Below are 20,614 nucleotides of genomic sequence, written 5' to 3' on the forward strand. Positions count from 1 at the left end.
CATTCCTTTGCTTAGTCTTTGGCCAAGTAAACGTTGATGCACTGCAATCCGTGTTTACCCTGGGCAAGCTGGTATCTCACCCGCTGGCCGACTTCAAGCCTCTTATAGCCCTCCTCCTTGATGGCAGTATAAAAGACAAAATATGATTTGTGATTTTGGTCGTCTTCGATAAAGCCGAAACTTGCATTTTCGGCAAATTGTTTTACAAGTCCGGTCCGCATTAGTCTTCCAGGCCTTCTTCAAGTACTTCCGGGTGGTCGCCGGCCACGATAGATGCGCAGCGGCCGCACAGTTGCGGCAGACGGCTGTCAGCGCCCAGGTCAGTCCGGTACATCCGGCAACGTGGGCAGACTTCGCCTTCGGCCCGGCGGACAAGTACGCTGGCCTGGTCAAATTGCTTGGCTTCAGCCGGTACTTCCCCTTGGCCCATGACCAGGTTGGACACGATCAAGATTTCCCGGAAGTCTTCCCCAGCCAGCTTGTCCAAGGCAGCCTTGGCTGCTTCGCCTGGGTAAACCGTTACGCTGGCTTCAAAGGACTTCCCGATCAGCTTTTGGTCCCGGGCTTCTTCCAGAGCCTTCAAAACATCGTCGCGGAGCTTCATGAACTCGCCCCAGCTTTCCTTCAAATCGTCAGCGTCAGCGTAGTCTTCGATTTCAGGGAAGTTGGACAGGTAGACGTCTTCTTCATTTTCCTTCAAGTAGCCCCAAACTTCGCCCATGGTGTGCGGCAAAATTGGTGCCAGGATCTTGGCCAGCTTGACAGCGGCATCGTAGATCACCGTCTGCATTGACCGGCGGGCGTGGCTGTCCTTGCCTTCGATGTAAAGGACATCCTTGGCAAAGTCCAGGTAGAAGGCGGACAGGTCGTTGGTAATGAACTTGAAGACCAGCTTGTAAACGTCAGCGAAGTCATACTTATCGTAGTTGACGATGCTTTCGGCAACTAAGTCGTTAAGCTTGACTTCCAGGTACTGGTCGATCTTGCGCAGGTCCTTGTAAGCTACCCGGTCCTTTTCCGGATCAAAGTCGGCGGTGTTGGCCAGCATGTAGCGGAAGGTGTTTCTGATCTTCCGGTAGCCTTCTGAAACCTGGCGCAGGATGTCCATTGACACGCCGACGTCGCCGGAAGCGTCAACAGAAGCAACCCAGAGGCGGATGATTTCGGCCCCCATTTGCTTGATGACATCGTTAGGAGCGATCGTGTTGCCCAATGACTTGGACATCTTCCGCCCTTGCCCGTCCAAAGTAAAGCCTTGAGACAGGACTGACTTGTAAGGAGCTACCCCGTTGGTAGCCACGCTGGTGATCAAACTGGAGTTGAACCAGCCCCGGTATTGGTCGCTGCCTTCCAGGTACATGGAAGTCGGGTAGTGAACGTCTCTGCCCAGAGCCTGGATCCCGCTCCAGGATGACCCGGAGTCAAACCAAACGTCCAGGATGTCAGTTTCCTTGGTGAACTTGCCATTTGGTGAGTGTTCTGAAGTAAAGCCTTCTGGCAAAAGTTCTTCAACCGGGTGGGTGAACCAGGCGTTGGAGCCTTCCTTGGCAAAGAGGTCAGCCACGTGTTCGATGGTTTCATGCGTCACGATGGCGGTGCCGTCTTCAGCGTAGAAGATTGGCAAAGGCACGCCCCAGGCACGTTGGCGGGAAATTACCCAGTCGCCCCGGTCCTTGATCATGTTGTAAAGGCGGGTCTTGCCCCAGGCCGGGTAGAAGGTGGTCTTTTCAATCTGGTCCAGGATCTGGTCTCTGAACTTGGAGATTGAGGCAAACCATTGCGTGGTTGCCCGGTAGACTACCGGCTTCTTGGTCCGCCAGTCGTGAGCGGCGGAGTGGACAAAGGTGCTGTAGTGCAAAAGGTTGCCGGCAGCCGCCAGCTTGTCCTTGACGATTTCGTTGGTGTCAGTGTAGAACTTGCCTACCAGGTCCGGGTCAGGGATTTCTTCAGTGAAGCAGCCCTTGTTGTCCATTGGGGACAAAACGTCAAAGCCGTAGCGCATGGCAGTGTTGTAGTCGTCTTCACCAAAGCCGGAAGCGGTGTGGACCAGGCCGGTACCATCATCGTCAGTAACGTAGACAGCTTCCATCAAAAGGCTGTCGCGGCCTTCGATGTAAGGGTGCTTGGCCACCATGTATTCCATGTCCGTCCCCTTAAGGTGCTGAACAGTCTTGTAGCTGTCCCAGCCCAAGATTTCGGCTACGGCGCTCAAGCGGTCAGTACCGACAACGTAGCGGCGGTCGCCAACTTCAACAACTGAGTAGTCAAACTTCGGGTTAACGGCAATCCCTTGGTTGGAAGGAATAGTCCATGGAGTGGTCGTCCAGATCAGGAAGTAGGTGTTTTCTTCACTCAGCTTGCCCTTGCCGTCCTTAACCGGGAAGGAAATGTAAATTGATGGTGATTCCACGTCGTGGTATTCGACTTCGGCTTCCGCCAAAGTTGATTCACTGGACCAGGACCAGTAAACCGGCTTCTTGCCTTGGTAGATGTAGCCATTTTCGTACATCTTGCCGAAGACCCGGATTTCTGCGGCTTCAAATTCCGGCAAAAGGGTGATGTAAGGGTGGTCCCAGTCGCCCATGACGCCCAAGCGCTTGAAGTCGGTCCGCTGCTTTTCAACCTGCTCCATGGCAAACTTCCGGCACAATTCCCGGTAAGCAGCCCGGTCCATGGTCTTGCGGTCAACGCCCTGCTTGGTCAATTGCTGCTCAATTGGCAGGCCGTGGGTATCCCAGCCTGGAACGTAAGGAGCGTAGTAGCCTTCCATGTTCTTGCTCCGGACGATGATGTCCTTGGTGATCTTGTTCAAGGCGTGACCCATGTGAATGTTGCCGTTGGCAAATGGAGGGCCGTCGTGAAGGTCAAATCTTTCATGGCCTTCGTTAAGCTTCAAGCGTCTTTCATAAAACTTCTGGTCTTCCCAGTTCTTTTCCCATTCTGCTTCCCGCTTGGGCAGGTTGCCCCGCATTGGGAACTTGGTCTTGCCCAGGTTCAGCGTATCCTTAACCCGCATATAAAAAAATCCTTTCGCTAAAATAAAAAGCCTCATCCTAAAATAGGACGAGACTATCGTGGTACCACCTAAATTGAGCCCCGAAGGGCCCCACTCCTGCCGGCTTATCGTGCCGGCCCCCGCTCAGACCAATCGGCAGCTGATCGCTCGCCGGCTTGTGTTAATCTTCCACCATCATTAACTCGCTAAGGTCGCCTTTAAGCAGGACTGTCAGTCTGATTTATTAATCGTAATTATGCAAGAGATAAAAAAACAATGAAAAAAGTTTTCTATCTACAGTAAAAGAGTTTAAGGCATCAACCGGCCCTTTGTCAAATATTTATTGCCTTTTTGCTGGCCAAAACTGGCCTTCCACCCGCAGGCGGCCTTTTTTGCTGGGCTGGACAGACAAGAGCTTGACCCGGCCAAAGCGGCGCAGGCTCAAAATGTCGCCAACTTTCAACAGGCTTTCACCTTTTTCTTCTTCATGCCAGTTTAAGCGGACCTCGCCGGCCTCCAGGGCCTCTTTAACCTGGCTGCGGGACTTATTGCTTAGAGCTGCTAAAACCGCGTCCAGGCGCATGGAGGAAGCCACAGCGGTAATGAGCTCGGAATTGTCTTCTGCTTCCAGGCGGTCTTTTAAGGGCTTCTCTTCCAGGCGGACCTTGACTGGCCCCATCCGGTCGATTTGACTGGCAAAAAAGCCAGCCAGTTCTTTTTCCGCGAAAAACTGCCACCGGCCTTGCCCATCCGTGATGATATCGCCAAAAGTATCTGTTTTTACCCCGGAATTGGCCAGGCTGCCCAGAATCTGGCTGTGGCGGAGACTGGCAAACTTTTGCGGATATTCAATTTCAAAAAGCTGAACCTGGTAGTCATCTGGGCGCAGGTTCTCCCATTCCAGGCTGATGTAGAGCCGGCACTTTTCCGCTTCTTCATAGCCGCCAAAAGCCTGCACGATGGCTTCCCCGCCGGCGATCGTCTCCATGATCTGCCTTTGCCGGGGGTCCAGGAAGTCCGTTAAAAAGGCCTGGCCGGTAAACAAGAGGCGATTAAAAAGACCAACAAATTGGTCAATTGTTGGTCTTTCTTCAATTGCAAAATGTGGGTAAAAGCTGCTGGCCTGGCGCTTGTCCATCACAGGAAGATCCTCCCTAAAATATTAAAGAGCCAGCCCAAGGCAACGCTTTGGACAAAGTAGATCACAAACAGTGCAATCATTGGTGAAATGTCGATGCCAGTCGCGTAGATCAAGCGCAGGATCGGCCCCTGCCGGAAAAGGTTGACGAAGGGGTTGACGATTCGGTCGATCCAGCGGCCGGCCGCTGATTCGCTGATGGCCGGAATCCAAGACATAAAGGCATCAATAATGATCAAAAGGCTGTAAGCTTCACAGATGAAGTAGAGCAGCCGGTACAAAAAAACCAAAAATGTTTGCATTAACCTAAAGTATCTTTCTTATCAAGCAGTTCAGTGATCTTGCCGTCAGTTTCAAACTTCGGCGGAGTAGCCAGAAAGATCTTGTCGCCGACGCGCTGGATTTCACCATTGAGGGCGTAAACCGTCCCGGTGATGAAGTCGACTACCCGGCGGGCAGAAGCGTCGTCCATCCGGCTGAAGTTGATGATGATCGCCTTTTGGTTGAGCAGGTTCTGGGCTACTTCCTTAGCGTCAGAATATACCCGCGGTTCGTAAAGGACGATCTTGCTTGGGCCGCTGCCAGCCTGGCCGGCCTTAATGGACACGACATTGCTGTCACGGCTGTTAGTTGGCCGGTAGCTGTTTTGCATTTCTTCTTGTTCGTCGTAATTTTCCTCGTAGGCGTCTCTTTCCTCGTAGGAATCGTTGTCGCCGAAGCCGAAAAAGTCCTTAAATTTGTTGTTCATTTACTCTGCCTCCTTTACCGGTCCCGGCGGTGCTTGAAGAACGGAATATCGTCGTCATCATCGTCGTCGTAATCGGTGTTGATGTCAATTTGGGAAATGGCGCTGCTTGGGTCAGCATCCAAAGCCGCTTCCTTTTCTTCAGCCTGCCGCTTTTGTTCTTCCGGGTTTTGCCGTCTTGAGTAGTCATCGTCGTTGAGGCCCCAAACGCTGATCGGGTCCATCATGGCTGGCTTCTCTTCCTTGACCGGGCTGGCCGGCTTAGCTGCTTCAGCTTGAACTGGCGCTTCTTGAACAGGCGCAGCTGGAGCGGCTTCTTCTGGAGTCAAGATCTTAGGCGCAGCTGGCTTTTCTCTAGGCGCGCTCACTTGGTGGCCGCGGCCTGGCAATTGCTTGGAAGCAGCTGCTTCAGCTTCGTCATCAATCCCGGTAGCGATCACCGTAACCACGACTTCATCGCCCAGGTTAGGGTTGATGGCCGTACCGAAGATGATGTTGACGTCTTCGCCGGCAGCCGTTGAAACGATTTCTGAAGCATCCTGGGCTTCAAACAGGGTCAAGTCCGGACCGCCAGTGATGTTCAAGAGGACCTGCTTAGCCCCGTCGATGGAAACTTCCAAAAGCGGTGAGGAAATCGCCATCTTGGTTGCTTCCACCGTCCGGTTTTCGCCGCTGGCCCGGCCGATCCCCATCAAGGCTGCCCCCTGGTTTTCCATGACCGTCTTAACGTCAGCAAAGTCCAGGTTCACGTAGTCAGTTGAAGTGATCAGGTCGGAAATGCCCTGGACACCCTGCTTGAGGACATTGTCGGCTTCCTTGAAGGCTTCCATCATCGGTGTTTTCTTGTCAACGATTTCCAAAAGCCGGTTGTTGGCAACGATGACCAGGGTGTCAACGTATTCCTTCAGCTTGGCAATCCCCTCAGCAGCGTTTTTAGACCGCTTAGGACCTTCAAAGCTGAATGGGCGGGTAACCACCCCAACCGTCAAAGCGCCGGTTTCCCGGGCAATTTTGGCGATTACCGGGGCTGCCCCGGTACCAGTACCACCGCCCATGCCGGCAGTGATGAAAATCATGTCCGCACCCTTAAGTGCGTCTTCAATCGTTTCTTCGCTTTCTTCAGCGGCCTTTTGCCCGGTTTCAGGATGTGAACCTGCCCCCAAGCCCCTGGTCAGTTTCGGCCCCAGCTGAATCTTAACTTCAGCGTTGTTGCTGTTCAAAGCCTGTACATCAGTGTTGGCCGCGATAAAGGAGACGCCTTGAACGCCGTCTTCAATCATCCGGTTGACGGCATTACCGCCTGCCCCGCCAACGCCAATTACTTTGATAACTGCGTTGTTGTTGTCATCTGAATCAAAAGTAAAATCCAAAGCCATCTACGTTTACCACCCTTAATCAAAGAACTTTCTGAAAAATGCAGCTAAGCCCTTATTTTTATTTTCGTTATTATTAGTCTTTTCTTCATGTCGGGTTTCAGTGTCTACTTCCCCATCATGCTTAGTCTTATTATAAGCTAATTCAGTGTCATTTTCAGCTTTCCGCGTCACTCTTTTAGCATTTTTTTGACTATTTCCGGCACTGGCCGGCCGCTCGTTTGAAGCAAGAGCTGAATCTTGATAAATCACGGTGTTGGCCAGGTAGCCGATATCGCTCAGGTTGTTGGCATAGTTGACGATCCCGTAGGCCACTGAATAAACCGGATTGCGCAGGCCAATCTGGGCTGGCTGGTAGATCTTGGCCTTAACGTCATAGTCAGCCGCTACCAGGTCATCAATCCCGGCCAAAAGAGCGCTGCCCCCGGTAATAATAACCCCGGCCGGCAAAGACAGGGCATCATGGTTGTAAAGGCCCCGGCCCACCCGGCGCAAGATCTGCTGCAGACGGGCATTGATGATCTCACTGAGATACTTCTCGCTGACCAGGTTGTTTTCGTCCCTGCCTACAGCCTTGACCGCGAATTTTTCATTTTCTGAAGCCAGTTCCGGGTCGGCATAGCCATAATCCCGCTTCAAAGCTTCAGCATCGCTCATGGTCGTTGACAAAACCACGGAAATGTCGTGGGTAATGTCGGCCGCCCCCTTCAAGTCGACGGTAGCATACTTGATCTGGCCATCGCGGATGACCGTGGCGGTCGTGCTGCCGCCGCCCATATCCAGCAGAATTGCCCCGAAGGTTCTCTCTGCCTCATCCAGGGCTACGCTGGAAACGGCCATCGGTGCCGGAACAAAGAAGTTGTTCCGGATGTCGGCGTGCTTCAAGACCGTGTTGATGTTGTGAATCTCCGCTGACGGCGCCGTCATTACCAGCCCCTGCACGAGAAGTGAACGGGCAATCATGGTCCGCGGGTCGTCAACGTCCTTTTCCCCGTCGATCAAAAAGCGGCTGGGGAAGAAGGCCACTGCCTGCCGGTCCTTTTTCTTGGCAGCCTTGATAGCCGCTTGCATGACCCGCTGGACGTCTTCATTAGCGACTTCCTTGCCGGAATCAGAAATGTTGACCAGACCGGTTGTACTTTCCAGCTGCAGCATGCTGACTGGCAAGGCTGTCACTACCCGGTTGATCTTGCTATTGGTCTTCTCGCTGACCTGCTGGATAGCGTTTTTGACAGATTCAGCAACTTGATCGATATCAACGATCTTGCCATGCCGCATCCCCCGCGTAGGAGCGGCGACTGCCCCGTAAACCTGCAGCTCTTGATGAGCGGCGTCGGCAACAACGACTTTGATGCTCGTGGTCCCAATGTCCAAACCAACTAACAAAGTTGAATTATCCAAGTTTCCTTCCCCCAATTCTAATATATAGATAATATCATAATTCTTTAAAGATACAAAACTAAGACAAGCCGTAAGCCTTTTTTTCCGCGCTAGTCAAAGGGCGGGTAAAGGCACCGACTTCCATGTCAATGACACTGTTGGTTGTCAAATCCTGTTTAATCGAGTTATAGTACTTAACCTTGGATTTTATCGTCTCAGTGTTGCCGATTATCACATTGCCATCTTTCATGACCAGAATCATCTGGGTTTTGCGCCTGGTATTGCCAGACAGCATCTTGACCTGCTTTTTGAAATATTCAGGAAAAGAGTTAAAAATTTTAAGGTTGGTCTTCAAGGCCACCTGCTTGCTGTAGCCGATAAAAAGCGGCTTGTCATGGTCGACCTCGCTCCAGGCCAGGCTCTTGGTGCCCAGGTCCCCGCTAGCGAGAATCTTCCGGTAGCTGGACCCGTCTTTAATATAGCCGATCACTTTCCGCTCATGCACCTGCATGTTCAAGGTGTTCAGCCCCTTGACCGATAAAGTGACCGAAGCCACTTCAGGGTATTTAGCGGCCAGCTTCTTGCTGATCTTCTTTTGCCCCCGCAAGGCATCAACGACCTTGTCAGAAGCCTTGATCTGGGCCACTTCAACCATGCTTTTGCCATCCAGGTCATCAGCTCCGAGCACCCTGACCGTTGATACGTCGGCTAAAGGCGAGACGTAGTAGGTTAAAAAAGCGATGGCCAAAAGGCAGACGGTCATGATCGAACCCAGCCGGGTAAGCAGGCCCCGCCGTCGTTCTTTCTTAAGCGAAGTAAGCTGGCTCGACAATTTGCGTGTTTCCTGCCCCTGGCCAGGTTCGTGGCGTAAGAATTTAGAGAGCTCCTCTTCTGGGTCTCTGCGGGTTATCCGTTTGCGAGCCATTGCTTCCTCCTAATCGTTTATTATCAGTTCTTCTTGGCAATTTCCTTCATGACCTTGATGACCTGGTCAGATGCATCGGGCACGCCCAAGGCCTTGGAAGCCTGCCGCATTTTTTCGGCATAGCTCTGGTCCAAAAGCAGGTGGTCGATGGAGGACACGAAGGTATTTTCGTTCAGATCATCTTCCGCAATCACCAAAGCCGCCCCGGCCTTTTCCAGGTCCATGGCATTCTTCATCTGGTGGTTGTGGGTCACGTTAGGACTAGGAATCAAGATGACTGGCACGCCCAAGGCCGTGAACTCAGCCAGGCTGGTTGCCCCGGACCGGGAAACAACACAGGTCATTTCCGGCAAAAGGCCCGGCATGTTGGCGATATACGGCACGACCTTGATGGAGTCGCCGTAGTCAACATCAGCCAGCTTTTTCTCAATCGCGTCATAGTAGTAAGTCCCGGTTGCCCAGATCACTTGGTAAGGCTTCTTCTTCAGCTCCATCAAAGACTTGAGCATGACCCGGTTGATGGCCAAGGCGCCCCGGGAACCCCCGAAGACCAGGACAGTCGGAATCTGGGGGTTAAGGCCCAAATCGCCTGCCAGGTCAACTGGCTTGGCATTTAAGCTCAAAACCTGCTGGGAACGCGGGTTGCCGGTCTTGACCAGCTTCTTTTTTTCTGGAAATTCCTTGGCCGCGTCGTCAAAAGTATAGCAGATCTTGTCCACGTAGTGGCCTAAGAACTTGTTGGCCACCCCGACCACGGAGTTAGACTCGTGAATCATGGTCGGAATCTTCATCTTGCTGGCTTCGTAGACAATCGCCCCGCTGACGTAACCGCCAGTGCCCAGGACAACGTCCGGCTGAAAGTCAGTCAGAATTTCCTTGGCCCGCTTGGTCGCCTTTAAAAAGAGCTGGATGGTCTTAACATTGTTCAACAGGTGCTTTCTGTCAAAGCCTTGGATGTCGATGGTCTTAAAGTTGACCCCGGCGGCAGGCACGATCTTGGATTCCAGCCCCTTCTTGGTGCCGACGAACAAAATCTCATCGTCTTGGCAAATGCCTTCTTCCTTCAGGCGTTCAATCAAGGCCATGATGGGATAAATGTGGCCGCCAGTGCCGCCACCAGAAAAAATAACTCTCATTTTATTTCTCTTCCAATTCTTTTACATACTTGACAAAATATTCGCCGCGTTCTTCAAAGGTCTTGAACTGGTCCCAAGAAGCGCAGGCCGGTGAAAAGAGCAGGACGTCGCCGGCTTCAGCCAGCTTGGATGCTGCCTTAACCCCTTCATGCAGGTTGTCAACGACCACGATGGTCTTGATCCCGGCCTTTCTGGCCGCGTCCGCCAGCAAGTAGCGGGTTTCCCCGTAAGTTACGATGGCCTTGACGTGCTTTTTAAACAGATCAACCAGGGAGTCAAAGACAAAGCCCCGGTCCAGGCCCCCGGCCAAAAGGACTTCCGGCTGCTTGAAGGACTGGATGGCCACGGTGGCTGCTTCAATGTTGGTTGACTTGGAGTCATTGTAGACCTTGACCCCGTCAAGGGTGGTCACATACTGCAGGCGGTGTTCAGCCCCGGTGAAGGTGGACAAAACGGCTGCGATGTCGTCCTTGCCCGCCCCCATCAAGCTGCTGATGCCGATGGCAACCAGGGAGTTTTGCAAATTGTGGATCCCCGGCAGCTTGATGTCGGCAATCTTCATCATCTTTTCTTCGCCATGCAGCAAGTAGTCCTGGCCGATGTAGAAGTCTGCAGCTGGATCATTTTCACTGAAGGTCAGAATCTTGGCCTTAGTTGCCTTTTCTTCTTTAGCCAGGATATCCTTTTGGTCAAAGTTGGCCAGGAAGTAGTCGCTATCCTTTTGGAAGCGGCCAACGTTCAGCTTGGCGTCAACATAGTTATCAAAAGTCTTGTGGTAGTCCAGGTGGACATTGTTATAGATGTCAACGATGGCCGCTACCCTTGGTTCAATGTCAGTTACCCCCATCAGCTGGAAGCTGGACATTTCCACGACCAGCAGGTCGTCTGGGCCGGCCTGGTTTAAAACTACTTCAGAAATCGGCCAGCCAATGTTGCCGACCGCGTAAGCGTGGTGGCCCTGCTTTTGCAGGTAATGGTCCATGATCTGCTGGGTCAGCATGACCGTGGTTGTCTTGCCGTTTGAACCAGTGACGCAGACATAAGGCGACTCACTGGCGCTTAAAGCAACTTCAGGTTCAGTGATGATGGGAACCCCTTTTTCGCTGGCCTTGGCCACCATCGGGTTCTCGTAAGGGATGCCGGGGTTTTTAACCAGGTAGTCAAACTTTTCCTGGTCAAACAGGTCAACCGGGTGGCTGCCGCCAATGACTCTGACGCCCAGGTCAGCTAACTGCTTAGCCTTCGGGTCAGCAGCCAGGTCGGCTTTGTCATTTAAAGTCAAACGCGCGCCCAGCTTAAGGAGCAGCTTGCTGACCGCGAAGCCGCTCCGGCCCAGACCTAAAACAAGAATGTTTTTACCAGCATATTTATCGATTTCTTTCATCGTTAATTATCCCCAAATCATCAAGTAAATTCCGCTGCCAACCAGCCCGACCAGCCAGAAGACCAGGTCGACCTTCCATTCAGACCAGCCCAGCATTTCAAAGTGGTGGTGGATTGGCGTCATCTTAAAAATCCGCTTGCCAGTCGTCTTAAATGAGGCAACCTGCAAGATAACGCTGGCCGTTTCACAGACAAAGACGATCCCGACCAAAAGCAGGGACCATGGCCGGCCCAAGAAGATGCTGACTGCCGCCAAACCGCCCCCAAGGGCCAGGGAACCGGCATCCCCCATGAAAATCTTGGCCGGCTTGTGGTTGAACATGAAGAAGGCTGCCAGCCCCCCCATTACCGCCATACAGAAGACCAGAACGCCGAAGTTCTGGCTCTTGAAGGCCAGCCAGGCGTAAGTGCCGTAAGCGATAAAGGACAGACCGGTTGCCAGGCCGTCCAGACCGTCAGACAGGTTGACGGCATTTGAAAAGCCAACCAGCCAGAAGACTTCAAACAAGGTAAAGAGGGCCATGTTCTTGACCAGCCCGGCAAAAGGCAGGTAAAGGGCGAAGTCAAAGTTGTCACTGGCCGCCAGCAAAACGATTCCCGCAGCCACGAGCAGCTGCAGGGCCATTTTTTGCCAGGCTCTCAAGCCCAGGTTCCGCTTGAAAAAGAGCTTCAAGCCGTCATCCAAAAAGCCGATAACCCCGTAGCCCAACAGCGCAACTAACAAAATCCAGACTGTCTTAGACAGCTGGCCCTTGTAGGCACAGATGGCAACCGTTGCGACCGCGGCTGAAAGCACGAAGACCGTTCCCCCCATGGTCGGCGTCCCCGACTTCTTTTCATGCCACTTAGGCCCTTCACCGCGGATCTGCTGGCCTTCGTCGTGGCTTCTCATCCAGATAATCAACCATGGCAAAAGCAAGGCGCTTAGTACCAGTGAAATCATAAAAGCAATCAAACTTGCTTGCATCGATCTATTACTCCTTTAACTCTACTTTCAATTTCGTCCCTGATTTAACTACCGTCCCCTGGGCCAGGCTCTGTGACTTGACCTTGCCGCTGCCTGACAGCTGCAGCTTGATGCCGGCCAGGGAGGCGTAGGCCTCAAGCTGGCTTTCACTCCAGCCGGTCAAATCCGGCAGGCTGATCTTGCCGCTAGTCAAGACAAAGACGGTGCTGCCAACGGATACCGTTTCACCGGCCCCTGCCTTTTGGCTGAGGACCTTGGAAGCAGTCCCCAGGCGGACCAGGGAAAGACCATTTGCGGTCGCGGTCTTTTTCGCCTTGGCATAAGTCATGCCAGTAAACTTCGGCACCTTGACCACGGCCGAAGCTGACTTGTCCCCCTTGTTCAAAAGAACCAGCCGGCTCATCATCGGCTTAAAGATCTGGGCCAGGATGGTTTCGGCCCCGCTGCCCAGCTTGCTTGGCTGCTTCATGGTCAAATAGATGCAGTAGCGGGGATTGTCAGTTGGGGTAATCCCCACGACTGAGAAGACATAATTCCGGTCCCCGGTCATGTAGCCGCCAGTTGACTTGGCAATCTGGGCCGTCCCGGTCTTGATCCCGAAGTCCTTGCCCTTCATGTAGTAGGTGTGGCCGGTCCCGATTTCCTGGTCCAAAACCTTCTTCATATTCTGCATGACTACTTTTCTGGTCTGGGCCGTAAAAATCTTCTTGCCAACCTTCTGGACCTTGTAGCTCTTGATCGTCTTGCCGGAAGAATCGGTGATTTTTTCCACCAGCTGCGGCTTAACCATCTGCCCGTTGTTAGCCAGGGCACTGTAAACCTGCATCATCTGCATGACATTGACCGTGACCCCTTGGCCAAAGGAAGTTACCGCCTGGTCGACCGGGCTGGAGAAGGACAGGCTGCCGGAAACTTCACCTGGCAGGGTAATCCCGGTCTTGTGGGTGATCCGGAACATCTTGAGGTACTTGCGCCAGAGCTTGGCCCCCATCTTCTTTTCCAGGTAAACCATCCCGACATTGCTGGAGCGCGGGAAGGCCTGGGAGAACGGAATCGTCCCCCAGCCGGACTTCTGCCAGTCGTAGATAGTGGAGCCGGAAACGGTGATTGACCCTGACCGGTAATAGGCCTTAGGGTTGTAGTTGCCGCTGTTGACCGCGGCGGCCAGAGACAGGATCTTGAAAACAGAACCCGGCTCATAGCTGGACTGGACCAGGAGGTTGCTGCCTGCCTTGCTGATTCCGGCCTTGGTCTGGGAGTTGAAGGTTGGCCGCTGGGAGGCTGCCATGATCTTCCCTGTCTTCAAGTCTTCAATAACAGCAGTCATGGCTTTCGGCTTGTAGTTCTTCTGTACCTTGCTCATATAAGACTCCAGGGCGCTCTGCAGCTGGGAGTCAATCGTCAAATAAAGATTGTCCCCGTCTTTAGCCGCCTTATAGGAGTGGGACCCGCTTGGCAGCTGGTTTTCTGAAGAGTCGACCATACTGGTCTCGTAGCCGTTGGTCCCCTTGAGGATCTTGTTGAAGTAGGCTTCAAGCCCGGTCACCCCTTCCAGTTCCGTCGTCTGCGTCTTGGAATTGGTCTCAGAAACCGTATAGCCGACCACGTTAGAGGCGAAAACCCCGTTTGGATACAAGCGCGACGGCGTTTCCATGAACTTGATCCCGGTCAGGTGCATGGCCTGGATTTTCTTTTTCTCAGTCAAGGTTAAACCGGATCCGGCTGTCCCGAACTGAACCTGGAAGGTGTTTTTATTCTTCGGCTTCAAGTACTTGAGGATCTTTGCCTTGGAAAGGGGCAAAACCGTGGCCAGCTTCTCAGCCGTTTTCTCCTTGTCCTGAACATAGAGCGGTTTCTTATTGGAGTCGACATAAGTCTTGTCCAAAATCGCGTAGACCGTGTAAGTGTGGGAGTCCTGGGCAATGATCAAGCCGTTCTTGTCATAAATCGTGCCCCGGTTAGCGGTCAATACGGTGTTGCGGCGGTAGATCGCGGCAGTTCGCTTGCTGATGTCCTGGCCATCAATCGTTTTTGAAATCGACAAATAAAGCATGCGGCCGGCAAAAAAAAGAAAAACCAAAGCAACGACTAGCTCTAGAATTCTCCCAACTGTAAAGCGATAGCCGTGTGCTCTGGATTTTATTTTTCTTAAATTAGTGGTCTTCTTCATTAGCGAATTGTCCTAATGTTATTTTCACGCAACTTCAGTCCTTGACTTTGGGCGATCTTGTTCAAGCGGGTATTTGATGACAGCTCACCGATTTCCTGCTGCAAGTCAGCTGTTGCGTTCTTTTGCTTGGTAATTGATTCCTTGACGTTGGTCAGCTGCCGCTGGGCGTAAGTCGCCGAAACGCTAGCCGACACGTTCAAGGTAATCAAGACAACTGCCCCAAGCAGGCCCAAGACTGCCAGCAGCTTCTCAAAAGCTGAGTATGGCACCTTCTGCGGGTCAACCACCAAACGAGGACTTTTCCGGGCTTCCTCTTCTGGTTCGTAATTGTATTTTCTAACTGTGTTTCCAGCCATTGTGGTCCTCTTTATAACTTCTCTGCTACTCTTAACTTTGCACTGTGTGATCGGTTGTTTTCCGCCAGTTCTTCCTCGCTGGCCGTAATCGGCTTGCGGTTGACCAGGCGTAAAGTTGGCTTGATCCCCTCGGGCACAACCGGCATCCCGCGGGGAATTTCAACTTCTGAATACTTCTTGAAAGTCTGCTTGACGATCTTGTCTTCCAAAGACTGGAAGGTGATGACTGAGATCCGGCCGCCGGGATTGAGCAGGCTGATGGCTTCTTCCAAAGATGCCCGCAAAACGTCCAGCTCGTGGTTGACTTCCACCCGGATGGCCTGGAAGCTCTTCTTGGCCGGGTGGCCGCCGCTGCGGCGGGCTGCTGCCGGAATTGCTTCCTTAATGATCTCCACTAACTCAAAAGTAGTTTCAATCGGCTTGACCCGTCTTCTTTCAACGATCTTTCTGGCGATCTGCCGGGAAAACTTCTCATCACCGTAGCGGTAAAGGACGTCAGCCAGCTGCTTTTGGTCATACTGGTTGACCAGCTGGTAAGCATCAAAGTCCTGGCTCTGGTCCATCCGCATGTCCAGCCTTGCGTCAAAACGGTAGGAAAAACCACGTTCAGCCTGGTCCAATTGCGGAGATGAAACACCCAAATCGTAGTAGATACCGTCAATGCCGCTAATCCCCAGCTTGTCCAGCTCCTCTTTTAAGTGGCTGAAGTTGTTGTGGACCAGCTGCAGGCGGGGCTGGCTGTCTTCTTTTAAAAAGGCAGCAAAATTGCTCTGGGCGGTGTCAATCGCGTACTGGTCCTGGTCGAAACCAATCAGATTTCCTTTATCCAGCTTACTAAGCAGGTATCTTGCATGCCCGCCCCCGCCGAAGGTGGCATCCACGTATGTGCCGCCGCTTTGTGGGGCCAGGTTGTCGATTGTTTCGTGCAATAACACGCTAGTATGCTTAAATTCCATCTTTATAACTCGATATCGTCCAAATCTTCCGCAATTTCATCATAACTTTCGTTGGCTTCGTCAGAATACTCTTCCCAGCGCTCCTTAGCCCAGATTTCAATCCGGTTGGAGACGCCGACAATGACGCATTCCTTGGCCAGGCCGGCGTGCTTCTTCAAGGTGGGGGACAAGTTGATTCTCCCCTGCTTGTCGAATTCGCCTTCCATAGCACCGGAATAAAACATCCGGGTAAAACTCCGCGCGTTCTTCTTCGTCAAGGGAAGCTTGGCCAGTTTGGCCTCGATCTTGGCCCATTCCGTCAAAGGATAGCCAAAAATGCAGCCTTCCATGCCCCGGGTAAAAACCATGGCTGGCCCAATCTGTTCACGCAGCTTGGCCGGGATAATCAAACGGCCTTTGGCGTCCAAATTGTGCTGGTATTCGCCCATGAACATGGCAGGCTCCTCCCTTCTGTTAACAATTTACCACAAATCCCCACTTTAAACCACAATATCTGAAAAACACAAGCAGATTTCCGAAAAAATTAAAAAACTGCCAGCCGCCCGAAGCGGCTGACAGTAATTTGTCAGATCATAACGACCAAAAGCAATCCGCAATACCAAAAGAAACTGCAGGCATCCAGGTAGGACCAGAACTGGCGGAACATTTTCCCCAAGGAAATGTTCTTGTTGATCATGGCCCATCTGATGGCGGCCAGCAATATCAATATGAAGTAAAGCAAAAAGCCGGCCGGTAAAAAGGATGGCACGCCCTTTAAATTGGTTATCAGCTGGCAGGCGTAGATCAAAAAGAAAGGCATGACGTCATAGCCTTTAAAGGCAGCTTTAGGCCAGATCAGGTTGACCAGGTAGGCGCAAGCCAGGCCAAAGACCGGCAATAAGAATATCATCAGCATAATTTTCCTCCATCTGCTAGCTAGTTTAGCACATTTTTATTTTTTCTCTTAAAGTGCAGCAAGGAAATTGCAAATCGCCGCCAAAAAGGTTATAATCACTCTCATATAGGAGGCTTCTATGGCACGTAAAAAGAAAAAGTCAACATTTCAAAAGATTGAGAATTTCATGGTAGTCTTGATGGCTTTGATCACGCTCTTTGGCGTGGCAGCCTCTGTTCTTTACTACTTAACTGCCCAATAAACCGGCAATACGCTCAAAAGCGGTCAGCTTCACGCTGGCCGCTTTTTTTATTGCTCATTAATACCGGTAATTGTCCAGGTCAACCAGGAAGGGATAAGATCTGGCCAGCTTGGCCCAAAGCCAGTAAGTTGCCAGGCTGATCCCGGTCGTCCAGCCGGCCGTGTACAAGAGGCTGAAGCCGATGTCCTTCAAGGTCAAGTCAGTCCAGCCGATCAAACGGAAAACCAGCCAGGTATAAAGGCAGCTGACGGTAATAGCCACGATGTTGCCCAGCAGGCGGAAAACGAAGAGTTCAGGAAAGACCCGGGCATACCAGCGGCCAAAAGCCGACAGGGCCGGCAGGATAAAGGTGTAGATCCCGATGATCCCCCAGAAGTAGAGGTCGGCAACTACCCCGGCCGCCAGGGCCAGCCAGATTTCCTTCGCGTTTCTTTCGTCTTCATAGGCGATGATCAAAACGGCGATTGGCAGGAGCAAGAGTCCCGCCCGGCCGTGCTGGTAAGTCAAGGCCGGCTGCAGGTAAACGGACAGGGTCCCCTCCACAACCAGGGCCAGGTAAAGGGCGATGGCCAAAACCCATTGCTTGAAAATCCGCATTAGCCAGCCACGCTCCTTTTGACGACCGTTACCACGGAGGCGTCGCTCAAATTGCCGGCTGGCTTGATCTTGATCAAGTCAGACAGGCCAAAGCTGTCCTTGGTGGTTTCCGCCACCGTCCCGATCAAAAGCCCCTTCGGTGAAGTCCCGCCTAGGCCGCTGGTGTAGACCTTGGTTCCCTTCTTCAGCTTGCTTGAGCTGGAGGCCTGGGTAAAGGTCAAAGTGCCGTTTGACTGGACGCTGATGATCCCGTGCAAAACCTTGCCCGTGTCTGTCGTGGCTTGCACGGCAAAACGGTTGGCTGAGCTGTCAGTCGTGGTGATCAGTTCTACCTTGCTGGTGGCCGCGTCGACTTCCAGGATCCGGCCAATCACGCCGCCGCCGGACATGACCGCCATGTCCTTCTTCAGGCCCGAAGTCTTGCCCTTGTCAATGGTCAAGACTTCTGACCAGCTGTCGCTAGCGCGGGAAATTACTGAAGCAGTCGTGGTCGTGTAGCCGGTCAAGGTCTTTTTAATTCCCGCGGCAGCTTTCAGCTGCTTGTTTTCCTTTTCCAGGGCAGCATTTCTGGCTTCGACCTGGGCCAGCTCAGCCACCTTATTTTTCAAGTGACTGTTTTCATCAGCCGCGTTCTGCAAGTCCTTGACGCTGTCGATTCCGTCAGTAAACCAGGAGACCGGCACGCTCACGATTCTTGAGCCCACGGAGACGATGTCATTGCCCAGGCGCTGGATCAAAAGCGGCGCGCTCAGGTTGTTTCTCAGCATCACCGTTGAGCCCAGCAGGGCTGCCAAAACCGCCACGGTCCCGAAAGCCGCCAGCATTTTTCTGTTTTGAAAAAAATTCTTCATAAACACCCATCCAATATAAAAACCGGCCCGGAGGCCGGTTTTCTTATTTCTTATCTGCTAGTCTTCCGCATTACGTCCAGGTGCTTCAAAGATTCACCGGTACCGATTGCTACACAGTCAAGCGGATCTTGAGCGATGAAGACAGGCACCTTGGTCGCGTCAGAGATGACTTCTGGCAAGTTCTTGAGCAGGGCACCACCACCGGTCAGGACGATACCATGGTCAATTACGTCTGCGGCAATTTCAGGAGAAGTCAATTCCAAGGTTTCCTTGATCGCAACAATGATGTCTTGAACAACGTCTTGAATAGCAGTTGCAACGTCAACGGCACTGATTTCCAATGACTTTGGCAAGCCTGACACCAGGTCCCGGCCGCGGATGGTCATTGATTCGATTTCCTTGGCTGCTTCAACAGAAGCTGAACCGATTTGGATCTTGATGTCTTCAGCGGTTCTTTCACCGATCAGCAGGTTGTACTTGCCGTGCACAAAGTTGGTGATTGCTTGGTTGAACTTGTCACCAGCCTGGCGAATGGAAGTTGAAGAAACGATCCCGCCCAGGGAAATAGTGGCTACGTCAGTCGTACCACCACCGATGTCAACGACCATGGAACCAGTTGGTTCCATAACCGGCAAACCGGCACCAATAGCTGCGGCGAATGGTTCTTCAATCACGTAAGCTTCTCTGGCCCCGGCCACCCGGGCAGCGTCGATAACAGCGCGCTTTTCAACTTCAGTAACGCCTGAAGGCACGCAGATCATGACTGAAGGCTTGGAATTGCCGACCGTCTTGCCCATAAAGTACTTAAGCATGGCCGCGGTTGTGTCGTAGTCAGCGATAACCCCATCCTTCATCGGGCGGATAGCCACGATTGAGCCTGGAGTTCTGCCGATCATTTCCTTGGCTTCTGAACCAACTGCAATAACTTCGCCAGTCTTGGTATTCTTGGCAACGACTGAAGGTTCACGCAAAACGATGCCTTTGCCTTCAACGTAGACCAGGGTGTTGGCGGTACCCAGGTCAATACCGATATTCTTTGAACCTAATCCAAACACGGATATCTCTCCTTATTTACTCGCTTAATCTTGCTTAATTATAGCATAATGCCCGTGAAAGTCATGGATTGGTACAAATTTTAGCTAATTTTAAAACAATTCCCGCTCCCGCAGGCTCAAATATTCACCCCCGCCGATGATGAAGTGATCCAGGAAGGTGATCTTCATGATCTTGCTGGCTTTTTTCAAGCCCTTGGTCAATTCCAGGTCATTGTCTGACGGGGTCAGCGCCCCGCTGGGATGGTTGTGGGCCACGATGATGCTGGCGCAGCCGTAGACCACCGCCCAGCGGAAGATTTCTCTGGGATGGACCCAGGACCGGTCCAGGGTGCCTTGGAAAAGCATTTTTTCCCCCAGGAGATTCTGCTGCTGGTCAAAATAGAGGACCCAGAACTGCTCCTGCTTTTGCCCCAGCAGTTTATTAGCCAGGTAGTTGCCAATCTTAGAGCTGCTGGCCCAGTCAGAGCTGCGCCGCATGTCAGTCCGCCGCAACCGGTCCATGGCCACCTCGATGGTCAAGGCCAGGTCATTGGGGCAGTCCGGTCCTGACGCGTAGTCCAAGATGTCCTTAAAGCTGGCAATGTGCTTTTGATCCAGCAGCTGCAACAGGTCTTCCAGACTCTGGCAGGGCAGCTGGTCAAAGAGCAGCTTGAGCAGGTCACGGTCACTTTCAACATAATAGTAGTTTTGCGTAGTTTCGGTCATTTGTATTTCCTCCTTATTTTTACGCTCTACTACTAATTACGCCAAAAACTAGGAAATTTTTTTCAAAAAGTCAAAAAAGTCCGGACAAATCAGCTGGGCTCTGGCCCGGTCTTCGGCTGAAGCGGGCTTGATGTCGGGAATCATGACGCAGTCGATCCCGGCATTTTCCGCCGCTTCGACCCCCATGCTGGAGTCTTCAAAGATCAAAAGCTGGTCTTTACCCAAGCCGCTGCGCTCTTGGGCAGCCAGGTAGAGGTCCGGGAAAGGCTTGGACCGGAGCTTTTTCTCAGCAACTTCGTCATGGGTGACGATAAAGTCAAAGCTGTTCCGGCAGCCGGTCACCCAGAGATTGTGGTCAACCACGCTCTTATAGTTGTTGCTGGCGATCCCGATGGTTAAGCCCAGGTCATTGAAACGGTCCAGGGCCTCCTTGACCCCGGCCTTCAGCTTCAGCTTGCCCTGGTCGGTCCACTCCCAGACCAGGTCGTCGGTCCGCTTGACAAAAGCCTGGCGGATCTCATCGCTTGGAAAGTATTTTTGATAAAAGGCATCCATGGCCTTGACGCTGGCTCCAACCAGGTCCAGGTAAGCATCATCGCTGATGCCCAGCTTGTATTCCCGGGCGGCCTGGATATTGGCCTGCCAGTAGAGCTCTTCGGAGTTGACCAGGAGGCCGTCCATGTCAAAAATTACTCCCTGCTTGTCCGTCTTCAAACCTGCAACACGCATATTTTCCCCCTTCATGC

22 protein-coding genes are annotated in these 20,614 nt (G+C 52.4%); 1 reads left to right on the forward strand and 21 read right to left on the reverse strand.

What is annotated here, in order from left to right; all coding sequences use genetic code 11:
• Window positions 1-11: 11 nt before the first annotated feature.
• The 16 genes from ACLUXO_RS00225 to ACLUXO_RS00300 all read right to left on the reverse strand — a co-directional run bounded on the left by ACLUXO_RS00225 (window position 12) and on the right by ACLUXO_RS00300 (window position 16,419).
• A complete protein-coding gene (locus tag ACLUXO_RS00225; protein WP_412135851.1) occupies window positions 12-221 on the reverse strand; it encodes a cold-shock protein in 210 nt (69 codons plus the stop codon).
• Window positions 221-3,016: an isoleucine--tRNA ligase gene (gene ileS / locus ACLUXO_RS00230; protein WP_412135852.1), complete on the reverse strand. Its 2,796-nt coding sequence runs from the start codon at window positions 3,014-3,016 to the stop codon at window positions 221-223. Before ileS ends, ACLUXO_RS00225 begins: the two co-directional genes overlap by 1 nt.
• A 319-nt stretch (window positions 3,017-3,335) precedes the next feature.
• Window positions 3,336-4,133 carry a YlmH family RNA-binding protein gene (locus ACLUXO_RS00235; protein WP_412135853.1) on the reverse strand — a complete coding sequence of 266 codons (798 nt, stop codon included), beginning with the start codon at window positions 4,131-4,133 and terminating at the stop codon, window positions 3,336-3,338.
• Window positions 4,133-4,435, reverse strand: coding sequence for a YggT family protein (locus ACLUXO_RS00240; protein WP_412135854.1), 303 nt, complete (start codon window positions 4,433-4,435; stop codon window positions 4,133-4,135). Before ACLUXO_RS00240 ends, ACLUXO_RS00235 begins: the two co-directional genes overlap by 1 nt.
• On the reverse strand, window positions 4,435-4,881 hold the full coding sequence (locus tag ACLUXO_RS00245) for a cell division protein SepF (protein ID WP_296228188.1): 447 nt from the start codon (window positions 4,879-4,881) through the stop codon (window positions 4,435-4,437). The genes ACLUXO_RS00240 and ACLUXO_RS00245 overlap by 1 nt, the downstream gene beginning before the upstream one ends.
• 14 nt (window positions 4,882-4,895) lie before the next feature.
• Window positions 4,896-6,254, reverse strand: a complete 1,359-nt coding sequence (ftsZ, locus tag ACLUXO_RS00250; protein ID WP_412135855.1) for a cell division protein FtsZ — start codon at window positions 6,252-6,254, stop codon at window positions 4,896-4,898.
• Window positions 6,255-6,269: 15 nt separating this feature from the next.
• Window positions 6,270-7,652, reverse strand: coding sequence for a cell division protein FtsA (gene ftsA / locus ACLUXO_RS00255; RefSeq protein WP_412135856.1), 1,383 nt, complete (start codon window positions 7,650-7,652; stop codon window positions 6,270-6,272).
• Window positions 7,653-7,710: 58 nt separating this feature from the next.
• Window positions 7,711-8,556, reverse strand: coding sequence for a cell division protein FtsQ/DivIB (locus ACLUXO_RS00260; protein ID WP_412135857.1), 846 nt, complete (start codon window positions 8,554-8,556; stop codon window positions 7,711-7,713).
• 23 nt (window positions 8,557-8,579) lie between these two features.
• On the reverse strand, window positions 8,580-9,692 hold the full coding sequence (gene murG, locus ACLUXO_RS00265; protein WP_412135858.1) for an undecaprenyldiphospho-muramoylpentapeptide beta-N-acetylglucosaminyltransferase: 1,113 nt from the start codon (window positions 9,690-9,692) through the stop codon (window positions 8,580-8,582).
• Window position 9,693: 1 nt separating this feature from the next.
• Window positions 9,694-11,076 (reverse strand): UDP-N-acetylmuramoyl-L-alanine--D-glutamate ligase, encoded by a 1,383-nt coding sequence (murD, locus tag ACLUXO_RS00270; RefSeq protein WP_412135859.1) that lies wholly within the window; start codon window positions 11,074-11,076, stop codon window positions 9,694-9,696.
• Between the two features lie 6 nt (window positions 11,077-11,082).
• On the reverse strand, window positions 11,083-12,042 hold the full coding sequence (gene mraY / locus ACLUXO_RS00275) for a phospho-N-acetylmuramoyl-pentapeptide-transferase (RefSeq protein ID WP_412135860.1): 960 nt from the start codon (window positions 12,040-12,042) through the stop codon (window positions 11,083-11,085).
• Window positions 12,043-12,049: 7 nt separating this feature from the next.
• Window positions 12,050-14,212: a penicillin-binding transpeptidase domain-containing protein gene (locus tag ACLUXO_RS00280; RefSeq protein WP_412135861.1), complete on the reverse strand. Its 2,163-nt coding sequence runs from the start codon at window positions 14,210-14,212 to the stop codon at window positions 12,050-12,052.
• Window positions 14,212-14,568, reverse strand: coding sequence for a cell division protein FtsL (gene ftsL / locus ACLUXO_RS00285; protein WP_412135862.1), 357 nt, complete (start codon window positions 14,566-14,568; stop codon window positions 14,212-14,214). Before ftsL ends, ACLUXO_RS00280 begins: the two co-directional genes overlap by 1 nt.
• A gap of 11 nt (window positions 14,569-14,579) precedes the next feature.
• Window positions 14,580-15,524 (reverse strand): 16S rRNA (cytosine(1402)-N(4))-methyltransferase RsmH, encoded by a 945-nt coding sequence (gene rsmH, locus ACLUXO_RS00290; RefSeq protein ID WP_412135863.1) that lies wholly within the window; start codon window positions 15,522-15,524, stop codon window positions 14,580-14,582.
• Between the two features lie 2 nt (window positions 15,525-15,526).
• Entirely contained in the window at window positions 15,527-15,958 is a 432-nt protein-coding gene (mraZ, locus tag ACLUXO_RS00295; RefSeq protein WP_412135864.1) for a division/cell wall cluster transcriptional repressor MraZ, read from the reverse strand.
• 131 nt (window positions 15,959-16,089) lie between these two features.
• Entirely contained in the window at window positions 16,090-16,419 is a 330-nt protein-coding gene (locus tag ACLUXO_RS00300) for a DUF3397 domain-containing protein (protein ID WP_035169559.1), read from the reverse strand.
• Between the two features lie 118 nt (window positions 16,420-16,537).
• Between ACLUXO_RS00300 and ACLUXO_RS00305 the strand changes: the two genes are divergently transcribed.
• A complete protein-coding gene (locus tag ACLUXO_RS00305; RefSeq protein ID WP_004560516.1) occupies window positions 16,538-16,660 on the forward strand; it encodes a DUF4044 domain-containing protein in 123 nt (40 codons plus the stop codon).
• Between the two features lie 57 nt (window positions 16,661-16,717).
• Here the strand turns inward: ACLUXO_RS00305 and mreD are convergent, their stop codons facing one another.
• The 5 genes from mreD to ACLUXO_RS00330 all read right to left on the reverse strand — a co-directional run bounded on the left by mreD (window position 16,718) and on the right by ACLUXO_RS00330 (window position 20,612).
• Window positions 16,718-17,257 (reverse strand): rod shape-determining protein MreD, encoded by a 540-nt coding sequence (mreD, locus tag ACLUXO_RS00310; RefSeq protein WP_412135865.1) that lies wholly within the window; start codon window positions 17,255-17,257, stop codon window positions 16,718-16,720.
• Entirely contained in the window at window positions 17,257-18,108 is an 852-nt protein-coding gene (gene mreC, locus ACLUXO_RS00315; RefSeq protein WP_412135866.1) for a rod shape-determining protein MreC, read from the reverse strand. The genes mreD and mreC overlap by 1 nt, the downstream gene beginning before the upstream one ends.
• Before the next feature lie 50 nt (window positions 18,109-18,158).
• Entirely contained in the window at window positions 18,159-19,163 is a 1,005-nt protein-coding gene (locus ACLUXO_RS00320; protein ID WP_004560533.1) for a rod shape-determining protein, read from the reverse strand.
• A gap of 90 nt (window positions 19,164-19,253) precedes the next feature.
• Window positions 19,254-19,868 (reverse strand): JAB domain-containing protein, encoded by a 615-nt coding sequence (locus tag ACLUXO_RS00325; protein ID WP_013439330.1) that lies wholly within the window; start codon window positions 19,866-19,868, stop codon window positions 19,254-19,256.
• A gap of 48 nt (window positions 19,869-19,916) precedes the next feature.
• Entirely contained in the window at window positions 19,917-20,612 is a 696-nt protein-coding gene (locus ACLUXO_RS00330) for an HAD family hydrolase (RefSeq protein ID WP_412135867.1), read from the reverse strand.
• Window positions 20,613-20,614: the final 2 nt, after the last annotated feature.

The organism is Lactobacillus delbrueckii subsp. bulgaricus, assembly GCF_046938665.1.
Taxonomy (GTDB): Bacteria; Bacillota; Bacilli; order Lactobacillales; family Lactobacillaceae; genus Lactobacillus; species Lactobacillus delbrueckii_C.